General features: G+C 61.0%; 13 protein-coding genes. 11 read left to right on the forward strand and 2 right to left on the reverse strand.

Going from position 1 to position 17334, the window contains the following annotated elements:
- The first annotated feature begins 8 nt into the window (after nucleotides 1-8).
- The 5 genes from A5724_RS17170 (at nucleotide 9) to A5724_RS17190 (ending at nucleotide 6965) form a co-directional block, all read left to right on the forward strand.
- Nucleotides 9-1232 (forward strand): RNA polymerase sigma factor, encoded by a 1224-nt coding sequence (locus tag A5724_RS17170; protein ID WP_067804273.1) that lies wholly within the window; start codon nucleotides 9-11, stop codon nucleotides 1230-1232.
- A gap of 26 nt (nucleotides 1233-1258) precedes the next feature.
- Nucleotides 1259-2188 (forward strand): endonuclease/exonuclease/phosphatase family protein, encoded by a 930-nt coding sequence (locus A5724_RS17175; RefSeq protein ID WP_232004873.1) that lies wholly within the window; start codon nucleotides 1259-1261, stop codon nucleotides 2186-2188.
- 48 nt (nucleotides 2189-2236) lie between these two features.
- Nucleotides 2237-2560, forward strand: coding sequence for a hypothetical protein (locus A5724_RS17180; protein ID WP_067804274.1), 324 nt, complete (start codon nucleotides 2237-2239; stop codon nucleotides 2558-2560).
- Nucleotides 2561-2676: 116 nt separating this feature from the next.
- Nucleotides 2677-5409, forward strand: coding sequence for a LuxR family transcriptional regulator (locus tag A5724_RS17185; RefSeq protein ID WP_067804613.1), 2733 nt, complete (start codon nucleotides 2677-2679; stop codon nucleotides 5407-5409).
- A 128-nt stretch (nucleotides 5410-5537) separates the two neighbouring features.
- The gene (locus tag A5724_RS17190; RefSeq protein ID WP_067804276.1) at nucleotides 5538-6965 is read left to right on the forward strand and encodes a polysaccharide biosynthesis tyrosine autokinase; all 1428 of its coding nucleotides are present in this window, start codon (nucleotides 5538-5540) and stop codon (nucleotides 6963-6965) included.
- A 55-nt stretch (nucleotides 6966-7020) separates the two neighbouring features.
- On the opposite strand, the gene A5724_RS17195 is transcribed toward A5724_RS17190, so the two are convergent.
- The gene (locus A5724_RS17195; protein ID WP_197518693.1) at nucleotides 7021-7860 is read right to left on the reverse strand and encodes a GNAT family N-acetyltransferase; all 840 of its coding nucleotides are present in this window, start codon (nucleotides 7858-7860) and stop codon (nucleotides 7021-7023) included.
- Nucleotides 7861-8531: 671 nt separating this feature from the next.
- On the opposite strand from A5724_RS17195, the gene A5724_RS17200 reads away from it, so the two are divergent.
- From A5724_RS17200 to A5724_RS17225, 6 genes are all read left to right on the forward strand, one after another.
- The gene (locus tag A5724_RS17200; protein WP_067804279.1) at nucleotides 8532-9494 is read left to right on the forward strand and encodes a hypothetical protein; all 963 of its coding nucleotides are present in this window, start codon (nucleotides 8532-8534) and stop codon (nucleotides 9492-9494) included.
- A gap of 176 nt (nucleotides 9495-9670) precedes the next feature.
- Nucleotides 9671-10771, forward strand: coding sequence for a glycosyltransferase (locus A5724_RS17205; RefSeq protein WP_067804284.1), 1101 nt, complete (start codon nucleotides 9671-9673; stop codon nucleotides 10769-10771).
- The gene (gene murJ / locus A5724_RS17210) at nucleotides 10768-12396 is read left to right on the forward strand and encodes a murein biosynthesis integral membrane protein MurJ (RefSeq protein WP_197518695.1); all 1629 of its coding nucleotides are present in this window, start codon (nucleotides 10768-10770) and stop codon (nucleotides 12394-12396) included. The genes A5724_RS17205 and murJ overlap by 4 nt, the downstream gene beginning before the upstream one ends.
- Nucleotides 12397-12624: 228 nt before the next feature.
- Entirely contained in the window at nucleotides 12625-13545 is a 921-nt protein-coding gene (locus A5724_RS33185) for a glycosyltransferase family 4 protein (RefSeq protein ID WP_082965093.1), read from the forward strand.
- A gap of 152 nt (nucleotides 13546-13697) precedes the next feature.
- Complete coding sequence (locus A5724_RS17220) at nucleotides 13698-14633, forward strand: class I SAM-dependent methyltransferase (protein WP_067804292.1); 936 nt, start codon at nucleotides 13698-13700, stop codon at nucleotides 14631-14633.
- A 333-nt stretch (nucleotides 14634-14966) separates the two neighbouring features.
- On the forward strand, nucleotides 14967-15683 hold the full coding sequence (locus A5724_RS17225) for a class I SAM-dependent methyltransferase (protein ID WP_082965094.1): 717 nt from the start codon (nucleotides 14967-14969) through the stop codon (nucleotides 15681-15683).
- 236 nt (nucleotides 15684-15919) lie between these two features.
- On the opposite strand, the gene A5724_RS17230 is transcribed toward A5724_RS17225, so the two are convergent.
- Nucleotides 15920-17257 carry an O-antigen ligase gene (locus A5724_RS17230; protein ID WP_197518696.1) on the reverse strand — a complete coding sequence of 446 codons (1338 nt, stop codon included), beginning with the start codon at nucleotides 17255-17257 and terminating at the stop codon, nucleotides 15920-15922.
- Nucleotides 17258-17334: the final 77 nt, after the last annotated feature.

Below are 17334 nucleotides of genomic sequence, written 5' to 3' on the forward strand. Positions count from 1 at the left end.
CCGCGTCGATGACAAGCCTGGACGGCGTCTTTCGACGCGAATGGGGACCAGCCGTCGCCGCGCTCGCTCGCTGGTCGGGTGACCTCAGCGTCGCCGAGGACGCCGTCCAGGAAGCCTTCGCCGAGGCGCTGCGGGCATGGCCGCGCGACGGTGTGCCGGACAACCCGGGCGGATGGCTGGTGAGAGTGGCCCGTAACCGAGCGTTGGATCGACTGCGACGTGAATCAGTGCGGCCGGGAAAGGAACTCGCAGCCGTGGTGGACGACATTCGGGCCCGCACCGACCGGGTCGACGTGCATCCCGTTCGCGACGACGAGCTGAGGATGATGTTCACCTGCGCGCACCCGGCGCTCGACCCGGCCTCCCAGCTGGCGTTGACGCTGCGGCTGATCTCCGGGTTGACGGTCGCCGAGATCGCGCGGGCGCTGCTGCAGTCGCAGGCCGCGGTCGGACAGCGAATTACCAGGGCCAAGAACAAGATCAGGCACGCCAACATCCCGCTGCGGGTGCCGCCGGGAGAACTGCTTCCTGAGCGCACACCGCACGTGTTGGCCTGCATCTACTCGGTGTTCACTGAGGGCTACTGGTCGACCGCAGGTCCGTCGGTGATCCGCGACGAGTTGTGCGACGAGGGAGTGCGGCTGGCCGGTGAGTTGTGTTCGCTGATGCCCGACGAGCGCAACGCACACGCGTTGGCAGCGCTTGTGCTGCTGCATGATTCGCGTCGACAGACCCGGATCAGCGCTGCCGGGGCGCTGGTGCCACTCGAAGAGCAGGACCGCACGAGATGGGACCGCGGCAAAATCGCGCGTGGGTTGGAGCGGCTCGCCCGCGCCGAGGGAGCGACGGGGCCGTATTTACCGCAGGCGGTGATCGCGGCGCTGCATGCGACGGCGCCGAGTTGGCGCGACACCGACTGGGCGACGATCTGCACCGCATACGACCGGCTGATCGAGATCACCGACTCCCCTGTCGCCCGTGCCAACCGCGCGATGGCCATCGGCTTTCGCGACGGGTTCAGCGCGGGTCTGGCCGCGCTCGACGCGGTCGCCGACGATCCGCGACTGGCGGGCACCAACACGGTGATCTCGATCCGCGCTGATCTGCTGCGCCGCGCCGGCCGCTATGAAGACGCGGTGCGGTGTTATCGGGTTGCGTTACAGCGCAACGGCTCCCCCGCTGCACAGGAGTTCCTCCAGCGCCGCCTCGTCGAGTGCGGCGGCACCGATTGATCAGCGTCCTCGACATACTTGCGATCGTGGCTACCGCCGTGGCCGTGCTTGCGTTGGCCAGCCGGAACCTTCCGTGTCTGCACCGCGCGGTCCTGGCGACCGCCGCACTGTCGCCGTACCTGGCGGTCGGTGCGCCCGTCGCCGCGGTGCTGTTCGGACTCACACGCAACTGGGTCGGTGTGGCTGCGGCAGGCGCCTTGACGGTCGCCAGCGTATGGGTCCGGTGGCGCTGGTACGTTTCGGTGAAGGCCGATGGGGAGGTCGGTGTTCGGGTCGTCTCGGCGAACCTGCGCTACGGACGCGCGGATGCGGTCGGCGTCGTGCGACTGGCCGACAACGCGGACATCCTTGCGGTACAGGAACTTACGCCGGAGAAGGCGGAGCAGATCGAGGCTGCGGGCATCGGCGCGGTCCTGCCCCATCGCTATTTGCGGGCGCGTGAGGGTCCCGCGGGTGTCGGTATCTGGAGCCGGTATGCGCTCTCGGCCTGCCGCGACTACGACGAATTCTGGCTCGGGCTCATCACGGCGCGGGTCGCCCTTCCCGGCCTGGATGGGCAGGCCACGGTGGCGACGACGCACATGTCGGCACCGTGGCCCGATCCGATGAAGGGTTGGCGCGACGACCTCGCGAGGCTCGCGGAGGTGCTCGGCGAGATCGGCGCGTCGGCGCCGGGCCCGGTGATCGTGGCGGGTGATCTGAACGCGACGCCGGACGTGCGCGAGTTTCGGCGACTGTTGCGCGGTGGCTACCGCGACGCCGCTGAGCAAGCGGGGGCTGGACTGACCAGAACGCACCCGGCTGACATCCTGCTTCCCCCGGTATTCGCGGTCGATCACATCTTGCTGCGCGGCGCGACGGCCACCGTCGTGCGCACCGCGGCCATCCCCGGCTCGGACCATCGGGCCCTGCTGGCGGTCGTCAGTCCCGATGACCAAACCGTGATGAAGCTATAGGGAAACACCCGATTCCGGAACAGCACGTCGGCATTACCGTCCGGAGTCATGGAGGCCACCGACAACTTGGCGTACTTCCTCGCCGAGTGGTATCTCCCGGAGATGACCACCACCTCGGTCGATGAGATGGTCGCCAAGCTCGATGCGGCCGCGGCGGCGGTCAGCAACGCCGAAGAACGTGTCCGCCTCGTCGTCACACTGTCCGTGCCGACCGACGAAGTGTTGTACGGGGTGTTCGGCGCGACGTCGCCGGACATCGTGTCGTTGACCTGTGACCAGGCCGGTGTCCCCTTCCAGCGGATTTCTGGTGATGTCGGCGCCCGGATCCAGCCGAGCCCCGTCGTCGAAGTTGCCGATAGCGCCCCTGTTTAGTTGCGAAATCGTCAGTAAACCGACGATTCAGCTGGCAAACGCCGTTGCACATTGCTGTACGGCTGTTGCAAGTGCCATGTACTCTCAGTTGCTGGGTGCGATTGGGGGTGCCGTGGATGCCGGGCATGGTGGACCGGCCGCTGGAAATTCGTGCGGTCTCGGACTTCTTGCGATCAGCAGGACGCCAGCCCACTGCGCTCGTTATCGAGGGTGAAGCCGGCATCGGCAAGACCACGCTGTGGTTGTCCGCCGTCGAGCAGGCCCGGCAAAGTGGTTTTCGGGTGCACACCGCGCGGGTGGGGCAGGCGGAGTCGGGGCTGGCATATGCCGCGGTGGCGGATTTGCTTCGCGACGTCGACGCCGACATCCTCGCCGAATTGCCCGACGTGCAGAAGCTGGCCGTCGACCGCGTGCTGCTGCGGGCGAGCAGCGATGAGCATGCCACCGATCAGCGGGTGGTGGCCGCGGCGTTCGCGGCGGTGTTCGACCGCCTGGCCGGTGACTCTCCGGTGCTGATCGGGATCGACGACGTGCAGTGGCTCGACAGGTCCAGCCACGACGTGGTGGCTTACGCGGCCCGGCGGTTCAAGGGTCCGGTCGCGTTGTTGTTCACCGAGAGGTCGGAGGCAGACGGCGGCAGCACGGTGTCGTGGTTGCAGCTGTCCAGGCCGGACGGCATCGAGCGGTTGCGCGTCGGGCCGTTGAGCCTTGGTGGGCTGCATGTGCTGATCTCCGGGCGTCTCGGCCGGTCGTTTCCGCGGCCGACGATGGTGCGCATCGCCGAAATCTCGGGTGGCAACCCGTTCTTCGCACTCGAGTTGGCTCGGGCGATCGACGCGGGCCCGTCGAATTCACTGACGGGGCTTCCGAGCTCACTGGCGGAGCTGATGAGGCTGCGAATCGGACGGCTGGAACGCGATGCGCGCACGTTGCTGTTGGCGGCGGCATCGGCGGCGAATCCCACCGTGGAGTTGTTGGCTGCGGTCACTGGCGCACCGATCGAGTCGCTCGGCGAGGCGGAAGCCAAGGGGATCGTCGTGATCGACGGCAACCTGGTGCGGTTCACCCATCCGCTGTTGGCGCAGAGCGTCTATGCCGATGCGACCGCGCGTGAGCGTCGGGCGATGCACCGGTCGTTGGCGCAGGCGGTGACGCTGCCGGAGCTGAAGGCCAGGCATATGGCGTTGGCGGCGGCCAAAGCCGACGCCGACACGCTGAGCGCTTTGGATGCCGCGGCCGAGGAAGCGGTAGCGCGCGGGGCGCCGGCCGCGGCGGCAGAGTTGATCGAGTTGGCGATCGGGCTCGGGGGCAATGCGCCCGAACGCCGGATCCGCGCTGCGGAACAACATTTCAACGCCGGTGATCCGGACCGGGCACGCGCGTTGGTTGAAGCAACGCTCAACGCGCCGGCTCCGCGGGCACTGCGTGCGGCGACGCTCAACCTGATGGCCGGCATCCATCTCTATGACGACAACTGGGGTGAAGCCGTTGCCGTTCTCGAGCGTGCGCTCGACGACGCCGAGGACAATCCGCCGTTGTTGATACGGACGCTTGTGCTGCTGGCGTTCGGCAAACGGATGATGTCGAAGTACGACGACTCGTTGTTCTACGCGCGTAAGGCGGTGACCTACGCCGAGCATCTCGGTGATCCGGCGCTGACCAGTAGGGCGCTGGCGATGTCGGTGCAGTTGAACTTCATGTTCGGCAATGGCGTCGAGGAGGATGCGCTGCGTCGGGCGGTGGAACTGGAGGAGTTCGACGTCGATGCGCTGTCGCCGTTCAGCGCCAGCATGATCGAGGGTTTGATGTTCGCCTGGACGGGGTGGTTGGACGAGGCGCACGACAGGATGGTGGCGGTGCAACGGCGGTGCGCGGACTGCGGCGCCGAGAACGATCTCACCGCGGTGGCGAGTTGCGACGCGTTGGTCGAGATTTGGCGGGGCAATTTCGTCGCGGCCGAGAAGCTGGCCGACGAGGCGATGGAACGGGCCGAACAAGGCAGCGGTTCGTTGGCGATCGCTTTGTCGATGCGGGCGTTGGCGACGGCTTACCTTGGGCGCGAAGAAGAATCACGGGCTGCGGCCACGGCAGCCATCGATATCGCGAATCGTGGGGCCACGCCGCGGTTGGCGCAGTGGCCGGTCATGACGATGGGGTTCTTGGAGGTGTCGGTCGGCAACTACGCGGACGCGTTGGCGGTCCTGGCACCGATGCGCCGCATCCTCAAGGCGATCCCGGGCTCCGAGATCATGACGGCGTCGTTCATCCCCGACGCTGTCGAAGCGATGATCTCGCTTGGCCGCAGCGACGACGCGAAGCAGTTGATTCATCGGCTGGAATTCAACGGCCGCAGATTCAACCGGGCGTGGATGCTGGCCGTCGGCGGGCGGTGTCGCAGCATGTGGCTGGCGGCCCAGGGCGATGTCGAGGCTGCGGCGCAATCGGCGAACAAGGCGATGGCTGTCCACGATCGGCTGCCGATGCCGTTCGAGCGGGCCCGTACGCAGCTACTGCTCGGACAGTTACAACGCCGGCAGCGGCAGAAGGAGGGCTCGCGCGCGACGTTGCGTGAGGCGCTGCAGACGTTCCACAAGTTGGGGACACCGCTGTGGGCGAAGCGGGTGGAAGCCGAGTTGGCTCGGGCGGAGGTGGCACCGAGTCGGGACCTGGCCCTCACGCCGTCCGAGCAACGCGTCGCCGAGTTGGCGGCGTCGGGCATGACGAACAAGGACGTCGCCGCCGCACTGTTCATCAGCCCGAAGACCGTCGAGGCAAACCTCGGCCGGGTTTACCGCAAGCTCGGGATCAAGACGCGGGCGGAGCTGGGCAAGATCATCGGGGACCTGTAGCCCTGCTGTGCTAGCTCTCTGCGCGGAAGTGATAGCTGATTAGTGACACTAGCGCAAGTAAGGGACTGTATGCTGCTGCAGCAAACGCGAGATCGTTTGACGGTGGGGGCGGGCTACGAGGGGGCCACATGACCATTCAGGAATTGCTGCGGGCAATGCGGGCTCGTTGGCTGATTATCGTCGCCACTGCGGCTGTTGCTGTCGCTGCGACCGTTTTCTATAACATCCTCACCACTCCGTTGTACGAGTCGTCGACGAGACTCTTCGTTTCAACGTCCGCCGCACCCGGTGACGCCAGCCAGATCTACTCGGGCACTCTTTCTTCGCAGCAGCGCGTGGTCTCGTACACGAAGCTTCTGACCGGCGAGACCCTGGCTCAACGCGTTGTTGACAAACTTCACCTGGATATGACCGCGGAAGCGCTCCGAAAAGAGGTCAAGGCCACTGCCCCTCCGGATACGGTCTTGATAGACGTATCGGTGCTCGACGCTTCACCAGTTAGGGCGCGTGATATCGCCGACGCCCTATCCGACGAGTTTGTCGTCATGGTGCGGGAACTGGAGACTCCGCCGGATGGTGAGGCGCCCGTTGCTCGCGTTGTCGTCGAGCAGCACGCGTCTGTCGCTGCCAAACCGGTCATCCCGGAAACGACTCGCAACATTGCAATCGGCCTGGCGTTGGGCGTGCTGTTGGGGATTGCTCTTGCAATTCTCCGTGATCGGCTTGACAACACCGTCAAAAGTCGACAAGTTTTTGAAGAAATTGCTGGCGCCGGACTCATCGCCAACATACCTTTCGACAAGGACCGTCGAAAGGACCCAGGAATATCTTTCGCCAACGACGTCTCGCCAATTGCCGAGGCCTTCCGCGAACTTCGGACAAATCTGCAATTTCTGGAAGTTGATGACCCGCCCCGTGTGCTTGTCGTAACGAGCTCTCTGCCAGACGAAGGCAAGTCCACTATCGCCATAAACATCGCCTTGGCATTGGCGGAAGCCGATTACAACGTAGTAGTAATCGATGGCGATATGCGACGCCCCAAATTGGCTGAATACCTCGACGTGATCGGGTCGGTAGGGCTAAGCACAGTGCTCGCTGGCCGGGCGTCGCTTCCTGAAGTGCTACAGAAGACGCGCTTTCCTGGACTGACGGCTCTCACCTCGGGAGCTGTTCCGCCGAACCCGAGCGAGCTGCTCGGGTCAGAGGCGGCCAAAAAAGTTCTGCGGGAACTGCGTGGGGGGTTTGACTACGTCATCGTGGATTCGTCTCCGCTCCTGGCGGTCACCGACTCCGCGATCCTGGCGGCCGAATCCGATGGCGTGCTCGTGATCGCAAAATTCGCAACGACCAAGCGCGAACAGCTCGCGCAAGCGATCGAAAACCTCACAAAAGTTGGAGCTCGAATTCTCGGCGGGATATTCGCGATGTCACCGACGGGTAAAACCGGGAACTATCACTACCCCTATTACGGCAAAGAGCAGAAACCTGCAGCGGGAGCGCACCCGGCCTTTCGGCACGGTGCAGACGACCGTTTGCGTCACCGCCGCAAGCAATGATCCGAAACGGCACCCAACTATCGCAAGGGCTTTCGCGGCGAATCTGCCGGCACTGTTAGCCCCTACGGCGCTGGATTGCGGCGTCGATACGAAAGTACGTAGAGCGTGCACGCTTGGCGGCCTGATGTAAGGACGGAAGGCCCTTAACTGCTTGACGCATTCTGTGGGACGACACACGCCGAATCGAATGCAGCGCGGCGCCCGGCGATCGCCGCGTCACACGGCCCTGCGACACAGTGAGCGTGCCGGTGGCGAACCTTTGCTTATATTCCTGCTCGCCAAGCCCTAGATCTAAATGCTGAATTCTGCGGCTGGCAGCGGCCTCTGCGAGGAGGAGGTTCACAATTAGACCCGGCGAGTATGGCGCGAACTGTCGGTCGTACGCAGGAACCCAATACGCCATGAAGCGATCCGACCGCAATCCAAAATGGCCCGCGACCGGCTCGTCACCCGCATAGAGCATCGATAAGACACCCGCAAAGGTTTCGGAGCTAGTTGCGAAAAGTCGGTCGCAAACGTCAACGAACCATCGTTGTGCAAAACGATCCAGCTTTCCCGTTCGGACGTATTGGGCCGACTTCCACGCCATCAGCGTTCGCAGGGCGCCATGATCTTGCGAGTCATACACGAACCGCAAGGCTCCCACTTCCCGAGCAAGCTTTCGCTGTTTGCGGATCAAGTTACGAACATATTTGCCACGGCCTTTTTCGAGTAGCGCCTCCAAGTACGCCTCGAACCCGGCGGAGAAATCCATGATGGGTGATCGAGCATTTGTTACCTCGTACGGTTCGAAGCGCGTTTGTCCCTCAACCAGGTGATTAAATTCCCATACGGCAAGACCACAAGCCCGCAAAAGCTCCTGCGGATCGAATTCCAAACCGGGCGACTGAACCATGCCTTGACAGTCCGAATGCCATGCTCCGATCGGCACTCCATAGCCCATTCGCTGTCGTTCGTAAGGAAAAAATCCAACGACCTGCGCTCCCTCTGTGAGGACTGCAACCCTCGACCTCGGCCGGAATTCACCGACTGCAAGGGTAAACTCAGGCGACAAAAAAGGGTTTCCGAGTAACGGCGTCTCAGACTGAAGGTGGCGCCATTTATCCAGCTGAGATTGACTAAGCTCGGCAGGATGTACAACTGAATATGTAATCAATGGCCGCCATCTCGTGTCAGTGCAGCGCGAACGACATTAGGGTGTGCAGTGAACAGATGCCGCATTGGGCAACCCCCCTCGGCGAAGTCCAGCAGACCAGCTTTCAGTATCCGGGACGGCCCCGCGGACTGAGGGCATTTTCGACCGGTTCGAGAGTGTCGTTGGTGTCCACCAGCGTGGTGCCGTGGTCGGATCCTGCATGCACCATCAGCGGTCGCTGGCGGAGATCAAGGCAAACAAACTTCCGGGGTCACGCTGACACAGCCGCCGACTGTTGCGTGTACGGGCGGGCAAGCGCAGCGGCACCATGCTCAGGGGTTTCCCCCGATGATGTCGGCATCGACCAACGTTTCGCGCCCTCACCGAACCAACGTGATCACGTTTAGCGGCTCAGCGAATACGCTGCAGTCATGCAGAGCCGTCCAACGTTCTTGATCACCGTTGACACCGAAGGTGACAATCTGTGGTCGTGTCCGCGCGAGATCCACACGGACAATGCGCGATTTCTGCAGCGCTTTCAAGAGCTCTGTGATCGCTACGGGTTCAAACCCACCTACCTCACTAATTACGAGATGGCGATGGACCCTGATTATGTCGCCTGGGCGCGCGATCAACAGGCTGGTGGCGCTGCAGAGGTGGGCATGCACCTGCATGCTTGGAACAGTCCCCCGCTAAAGGCCCTCACTCGGGACGACTTTCGCTACACGCCATACCTCACTGACTACGCCGACGATGTCATGCGGGAGAAGATCAGGTTCATCACCGATCTGCTGACGGTGAAATTCGACCGCCAGCCGACAAGCCACCGCGCCGGCCGCTGGGGGTTCGACGAGCGCTACGCGAACATGCTTGTCGATCACGGCTATATTGTTGATTGCTCTGTGGTGCCCGGTGTCTCATTCTCTGAACAACGGGGCGACCCGAACCGCAGTGGGGGACCCGACTACCGCGTCTTCCCCGCTCACGCCTACTGCATCGATCCCCAGAATATCGGCAGCATACGAGCGGAGGGACTTCTCGAACTGCCGGTCACCACAATGTTCCGGCGTCCGCGAATCAGGTGGCTAGGACGCATGCCTGCCGTTGCGGGCAAAGTCGGACGCCGACTCCAGGACCTTGTGTGGCTCCGCCCCAACGGGCGCAATCTCGAAGACATGATGTGGTGCGTCGACCGTGCAATGAGCGAGAATCGTCCTTACATCGAATTCATGCTGCACTCATCCGAATTGATGCCAGGCGGAAGTCCCTACTTCCCGACCACCGAATCGGTCGAGCTGCTCTACGAGCACCTAAAGGTGTTATTCGAGCGCATCGCGAAGTCCTTCGCGGGTGAGACTCTCACTGGGTACGCGGAAAGGCTGCTGCGTAGTTAGGGCGCTGCGGTCTATGGCGTACGACTCGGTCCACGTGCTGCAGCCAGTTTGCCCGACGCGGGCCGGCAGTTTATCTCGAACCAGTTCCTGGCAAGGGCTCACACCCATATAGCTCGCCATCTACGATGGTGTGAAACTTTGCTGGGCGGGGCGGGAGCGGACAGGAAATCTATACAATGAGGGTCCTGCTAACTACACACTCTCTTTCCAACGGCGGCGCGGAGTTCGTGGCCGCGCAATGGGCACGGTACCTGGCGCAGAAGGGTGACGTCGTGACGTTGTACACCACGCACCCAGAGGAAGAGGATGCGGCTCCCGAAGGTGTGTCGCTGGTGAAGGCTCGGAAGGGCAACGTCCTCGCAAAGACACGCGATCTCGCGCGGTACCTCAAGGACCACCCAGTGGACATAGTTGTCGGGGTGCAGACGTACTGCAATCTCATCAGCATCGCCGCTGCACGCGGGCTGGGTGCAAATCGGCCTCAGGTCGCAATCAGCGAGCACACCCTGACCCACGGGCCGCGCATGGTTCGCTCTGCATCGCGTGCAGCGCAGCGGTGGCTGGGCCGACGCACATATCGATACGCCGACCTAATTGTCGCCGTCTCGCACCCCGTCGGCGCCGAGGCCATCGCTGAATACCGGTTGTCCTGGACCCAGGTTTCCGTTGTCCCGAACCCAGCGTATGCCAAAGTCCAAGAGCGAATGACTCGCCGCAACGTCCGCACTCGCGATCCAGACCACCTGGACATCGTCGTTCCCGCCAGGCTGGTGCCGCTAAAACGGCCTCTGATCGCGGTGGACGTCGCAGCCGCTCTGTCTTCGGCCTTCCAGGGTGGCGTCACGCTTCACTTTTTTGGGGTTGGTCCGCTGCATGACCAGATCGTGATGCGAGCACGCGAAACAGGCGTCGAGGTGGTCATGCGCGGCTGGGTCGGGGATTGGTTCGACGACTGCCCGGCAGGCTCTGTTGTGCTACTAACGTCCATCGTCGAGGGATGCCCCACGGTCTTGATCGAGGCTGCTGGGGCCGGTTTCAGGAGTGTCGTCTCGTCCCGCGCTCTTGGTGCAGCTGACGCGATCTTGCCAGGCTTAACTGGGGAGCTGATCGTCGGCGATTCGGTGGAAGAATACGCGGCTGCAGTCCTCGCATCCGCCGACGAGGGTGTGCACGGGGTAGAGCCGTGGCTGCAACGCTTTACGTGCGAAAACAGTGGAGGGATCCTTCGCGATGCGCTGGTGCGGACGGCGAACGGCGCAGCGGGGAACAGGTCTTGACCGACAGCGTCGGCCGCCCAGCTGGGACCGGTCGCACGTCGCTCGTTGCGTCAGCCGGCACCCTAGGTGCGACTGTCATCGGTTTCGCGAAGACTCTTGCTCTTGCGGCAGCAATCGGCACCGGTCTCGTAGCCGACTCGTACAACGTTGCCAATCAAGTTCCGAACAGGATTTTCCTACTCCTTGGCGGCGGAGTGATCGCAATTGTCTTCGTTCCGCAACTCATGCGTCATGGTCGAACATCTGCTGACCGCGGCGACGAGTACGGAAGTTTCCTACTTTTCGCTGGCGCCGCGTTCGGGGTCGTCGTCACAGTAGGTCTACTCGTACTCAGCCCACTGGCTATTCGACTGATGGGCGGTTCATCGTGGGGAGACGCCCAATCGTCGCTGGGTCTGCGGCTCTCCCTCTGGTGCATCCCCCAGATTTTCTTCTACACGCTTACCGCAATCACTTCGCAGCTGATGAACGCCCGTGGCCGATTCAACGCCGTTGCCTGGATGCCGACAGCGAACAGCCTCGTCGTCATCCTGGCGTGCATTCCGATCATAGCGATCGGCACCGTGCAAGCGAATTCGCCCGAATCAATGAGCGCTTGGGAGGTGGCGCTCCTCGGAGGCTCAACCCTGTTCGGATCCGCCCTCCAGTCGGTCCTCCTTATCATGCTTCTTCGCCGCACGGGGTTCCGTCTTCGCCTTCGTTTTCAAGTTCGTGGCTTGGGTCTCCGGGTGACCGCCTCGCTGGGACTTCTAGCGCTGGCGAATACCGCTTGCTTCCAAATCGCTAATCTTTTGACCGCGGCGCTCTCAACACAAGCGGGGAGCGAGGCAAAGACATTGGGTTATGACGGGCGTGGTTACACCGCCTACTTTTATGCGTCCATCATTCTGATCGCGACAAGCTCTATCGCGTCGACGAGCATGGCGAGCGTCCTGCTACAGCGATTGTCGGGTCATTACGCAGAAGGAGACGTTGGCTCGGCGTCCAAAGAGTTGGACGAGGCCATTCTTGCGATAGGCGCTTTCCTCATTCCCGTGACGGCGATTTTCATATGCCTGGGCCCGCTCGGTACTGAGCTTTTGTTTACGCGCGGTGAAACGGGCCCTGCCGAAGCCCAGTTCATCGGCGTTGTGCTTGCAGTGATGTCCGTCGGACTCATCCCGTGGACACTGCATGACCTGCTTCTCCGGCCTTTTTTCGCGGTAAACGATGCCAAGACGCCGCTACGAAGCGCGGCAATAATAGGAATAATTTGGGTTTTGGGCGCGTACGCGGCACGTGGATTTCTTCCTCCACAGCAGGTACTCCTGGGCATCACAGGAGCGATTGCCCTCGCTTACTTAGTCGACTTACCATTGAAACTGCGCAGTCTTTATACGCGACTCAGATACAGAATGTCACGTACGGTCATTCGCGGATACCGCACAGCATTAGGCGCCGCGGGACTCTCCGCATTGATCGTGGGCCCGGGAACGGTTTGGCTCGAGGAGAGGGTCCCGCAGCATTGGCTTCTGCGAACAACGCTGTTCTTCGCCGGGACGATAGTATTCTTGATGATCTATTACCCTCTCACGGCTGGCAGTCCCGCGTCACTAAGGCGGCTTGTACGTTGGCTCAGAGTCTGAAGAATATCGAGTGAATGAGGTAAGGGGGAAGCGGTGGAGCACCGCGTTATCATTGACCAATTTGACCCGGAACGGTCGGCATTGGGGGGAGTCGACACGTGCATTCGCGGTCTAGTGCGATACTGTCCGGCACACATTGAATTGAAGATTATAGGCGTTGACGCACTTGGGCATCGACAGTTGGGGGAATGGCACGAATGCAATATCGGCGGCCGTACAGTCGAATTCATGCCTGTTGCAAGACTGGATCCAAACGTTGCAAGGCCGGTGCCGCGCTCTGTGAGCGTTGCGTTAGGTCTACGCAAATACCGCCCCAAACTGGATGTCGACATTGTCCAGACGCACCGGATAAACACCGGAGCAGTGGCAATGCGACTCTATCCGCGCGCCCAGCATGTGCAATTTCTTCACATCGAGAACGGTGTGGGTTGGGATAGCCGGCCTTTTTTTCGCCACTTTCGTTTCGCGTACCGTTGGCTTGAGCGGACTGTCATCCCGCGCACAGTCGATACGGTGGTCTTCAGCAAACCAGGGACTGCTCGACTACAGGAGATCGACCCGCGTGTGCGCTTTTCGCCCACTTGGTATGACCCTGCGGAATTCTTCCCGGCAGAGGCACAGTCCGCCGACAGGTCGCGCATTCTTTGGCCGTTTCGAATTGAGCCGGGGAAAAATCCGAAACTCGCGGTCGATGTCATGACAGGACTTCCGAAGCGATACACCCTCACGGTCGCGGGAGGCGGAACGATGGAATCGGCAATGCGGCGACATGCTCAGAAATCGCTTGCGGCCGAGAGGATTAGTTTCCTAGGCGCCGTCCCAAAGTCTGAAATGGGGGCGGTGATGCGCAGCCACGACCTACTGTTGATGACCTCGGCCTTCGAGGGATACTCGCGTGCAATCGTGGAAGCACTGGCCTCAGGCCTTCCTGTCGTCACGACACCCAGCGGCGAACCGAACGGGCTCGTGCAGACTGGGGTGAACGGAGCCCGGGTTGCATCCGCAAGCGCAGACCTGTTTGCACCCGCGGTGGAAATCGCATCAAGGATCTCCGCATCAGCTGCGCGCGATTCGGTGGCTCAACTGAGTGCCGCGACCGTCGTCCCAAACGTTCTCACCATCCCGCAGCGAGTGCGTGATGATGCGTGAAGCAGTACGCGCCAAATGTTTGATCGGTCACCTCCGCAAAGCGGTGGGTACTTCAATCGATGGTGGTTAAGAAGAACGAAAACCATCGGGTATACCACGGCCTCATGATCCGCTAGTACGTGCATCCGATCAGAGGTCGCCTGAGATGAGAGATGGTCGCCGTTCAGCGAACACAGCTTTGGGTCGTGGCCGTTTGCAGCTCGCCAGCAACTGCGACCGTGTGCGTGGGGAGCGGCGCGCGCCGTAGCGGCTACGACCTGGGGGAATGGCTGCTATTGTTTCGGTTCATGAGCAAATCTGAAAACATGATTCAGACTTTGAGCAAGCGAGCCTATTTTTCCCGTGGCGCGCTGAAGTCGTATAACAAGTACGAACTCATGCGCACCGAAGTAATGGTCCTACTAAAGTACCAGCCATTCATTGTCGGTAAAGACGTATTGGATATCGCGATCGGGGCGGGTAGAACCACTGTCTATCTTGCGCCTCTCGCGAAACGCTATGTGGGGACCGACTTCTCCCCCACGTTCGTCGACTTCGTAAAGAAAACCATGCCACAAGTCAAGGCCCAGCTGGGTGACATGCGAGACCTACGGGAATTTCGTCCGGGAGAGTTCGATTTCGTCATGATTTCCTATAACGGCATAGACGAAGTCCCGCCGGAGGATCGTATCAAGGTTCTGGCTGAAGTTCACCGAGTACTAAAGGTCGGCGGATTATTTGTATTTTCTTCTCACAACCGCACCTACGAGGGCGCGGTCCGAGGGCCCAAATTGGAATTATCGCCCGACCCTTTTCGACAGGCAGCCAGACTGCTTCGTTGGTTGCGTGGTCTAGTGAATCACAGCAAGTGGAAGAAATACCAAATATTTACTGAGGATTATGCGATAATAAATGATGCAGCGCAAAATTACCTAAATCTTCATTACTACATCGATCAGATTTCTCAGCGACGGCAGCTTGAATCCAGCAATTTCACAGTCATCGACGTGTATGACATCACTGGAAATGAACTCGCGTCAACGGACTTAGATACTAAGAGTCCCTGGCTGTATTACGTCGCGACGAAATCACCAGATCCGGCCAACTGATGTTACCGCCGAGCTCCCACCGTCCAGCAAGTGATCATGCGGGGACGCCCAGGTCGTCGGCAACCACGTCGGCCGCTTCGGCTTATTTGGCATGCCGCCGCCCACGGTAGTGCAGCGCGGTTTGCCGCTTCCCTGCCGCGAGGCGGTCGCGGCCTTCCAATTGATGGCGGTTCCATGCCTTCTACCGGCAAAGATCTGCGGGTTTTTGGCCCAGCTGCCCTTAAAAGATGCCGAGCCATGAATTAGCGCGAACCCCGCACCCCATCACGTAGGATGTCACGATGCCCGAGTGTCGAGGCTACGAGACGACACCGTCAGTAAGGAGCAGCAAGCGTGACCGACGTTCCAATCGCCACCCGCTCCTGGCACTTCGCCCAACGCTCAGTGCGGCGAGTCGCCGACGTCGTCATCGTGCCGCTACTTCCGTCCAAGGCTGCAAATCTGTTGCAGAGCCGCTTGGCGGATTGGAAGCCCTATTTTCAGGAGGCGGAAGGTCTCTTCGAGCAGCAGTGGAACGAGATCATTTGGCCGCTTATCCATGACTTCGATTTCACCACGACCCTGGAGTTGTCGCCTGGTGGCGGCCGCAATACCGAACGCCTGAGCACACTCACTTCCCAGCTGATTGCGGTGGATTACCGCCAGAACGCGTTGAATCAGACGCGCGCGCGGCTGGGAACGTCTCGTAATGGCTGCGAAATTACCTACCATCGGAACAATGGTTCTGATCTTCAGATGGTGGTCGACGATTCGGTGACCGCCATCTACTGCTGGGACTCTGCGGTGCATTTCGAGAGGAGCGTGATCCGGTCGTATATCGGTGAGTTCTCCCGCGTCCTCCGACAGGGTGGCTCTGGCTTTCTTCACCACTCGGCCCTAGGCGACGTTGCTCACAAGGACATAAAGCGGAACCCGGGGTGGCGCAGCAATGTCAGCAAGGAACTGGTGGCCGAGGCGTGCGAGGCGAACGGCCTTACCGTGGTACTCCAGCAGTCTGTGCCATGGGTTGAAACCGTCGATTGTGCGACTATCTTTCGAAAAAATGCTTGATTCCGCCTTGCGAACCCTGCTCAGCCAGCCTGAGCGATTTACCATCGCCTATGAGATCCCAGAATTCTGCGTAACTGGTAGGAACGCAAACGGCTCATAAACGGGCACATAGCCGTTTCGTCACGAGCCCTAAATTCAATCGGCCCCCAGATACACGAGCGGATCATCCACCCCCTCGGTGCACGGGCCGGCCCGGCGAAGAAGCTACGTGTGTTAGCTGTGGTGGTCCGCACTCGCTATGGGAGTCGCTTGGAAACCCTCGGATCCGCCGGGTTGGCTCCCCCAGACCCGATCGTCTGGGCCAGCTTCGCGCCGGCAGGACGGGTTATTTCGCGGCAAATCAGGACAATAAAGATGAGGCCGACGACCGGGAAAAGTGGCCGGTTCGGGAGAAGGGTCCAATTAACTTCGGTGGCTGATGCGGCGAGAAACGCGATCAGATATCCAAACAACGCAATTTGGTGAGGTGAATCGTCGTCAAACGCACGGGTTGAGCGCACCGCGGTCAGGAGAATTATCACCACCAGGCCAAGGCCTACCAGGCCGGATCGTACGAGCGAGTCGATGACGAGGTTATGCCCGTGGTTAAACGTCCAGGAAGCCGAATATGTTTTGAAGTGTGGTCCCACGAAGTGAACGCCCAGCCCGACCCATGGCGATTCTTTCCATAAGGTGAGACTCTCCGCCCAGGCGTACCCGCGGCCAACGAAAGCGTATTGATTCGAGGTCAGAAGCGGTAGCGCCACGACGGCCGCCGCGCAGCAACCGATCAGCACCGTACCCGCGCGACGAATAGAGATCTCCGATCGGAAGCGGCAAAATATCCACCACAGCACCAGGATCCCGGCCACAATCACCGCGGTTCGCGCCGACGAGGCCACAATTGTCGCGCACAATACGAATCTGTTGAGCATTCGCCACCGAACGTTGGTGACGAGCGGTGTCAAGGCAAGTGAAAACAAACAATAAAGACCTAGTACATTGCTCCCCCAGAACGGCCCGGCAAGCTCCCAATTCGCAATGAGCGCCTTTGCGGAATTCGGTCGATTCATATACTCGGGAAAGAGCAGGCCACCGATGATGGAGTAAATTCCGATCACGGAGGCGGTGATCGGCACCCATTTCAATCCGTCGACCGGTGCCGCGATACTCCAAACTGTCACGATCACCGCCACACCCAACGTGACCTTGACGAGATCCTCGATTTCGGGCAAGGTCGGGCTGATGATGTAGGGGCCCACCAGCGCGACCAGCAATATCAACGGCGCGGAAATGCTCCGGTCTGCGCGGCCGTGGCCCAGGACAATAAGGGAACACACCAACAACAGCGCCACCGCCGCTGTCGTGGCCAGCCCCCTCGTGAGTGAAACTTCTGCGAGCAAATCAGAATCTGACGTGACACGCGTGACATTCAGATTCTTCACCAGGTAAGGAAGTATCGCCATCACGACGAGCGCGAAGACCAACACAATGAACGCCCTCTGCTGGCCGCCGAATACCGCCGGTTGCGTATTGTCAGCAGGCGACAGTCCCGGCAAACGAGACGCCGCCAGACGATCGGACGGAGCAGACATTGCGTCGAATCCTAGTCCGTTAGCGAGCAAATCACTCCGGAATTGCGTCATGAGGGGTCCGGTCGAAGCGCACGTCG

It is taken from the genome of Mycobacterium sp. ACS1612 (assembly GCF_001667505.1).
Classification (GTDB): Bacteria; Actinomycetota; Actinomycetes; order Mycobacteriales; family Mycobacteriaceae; genus Mycobacterium.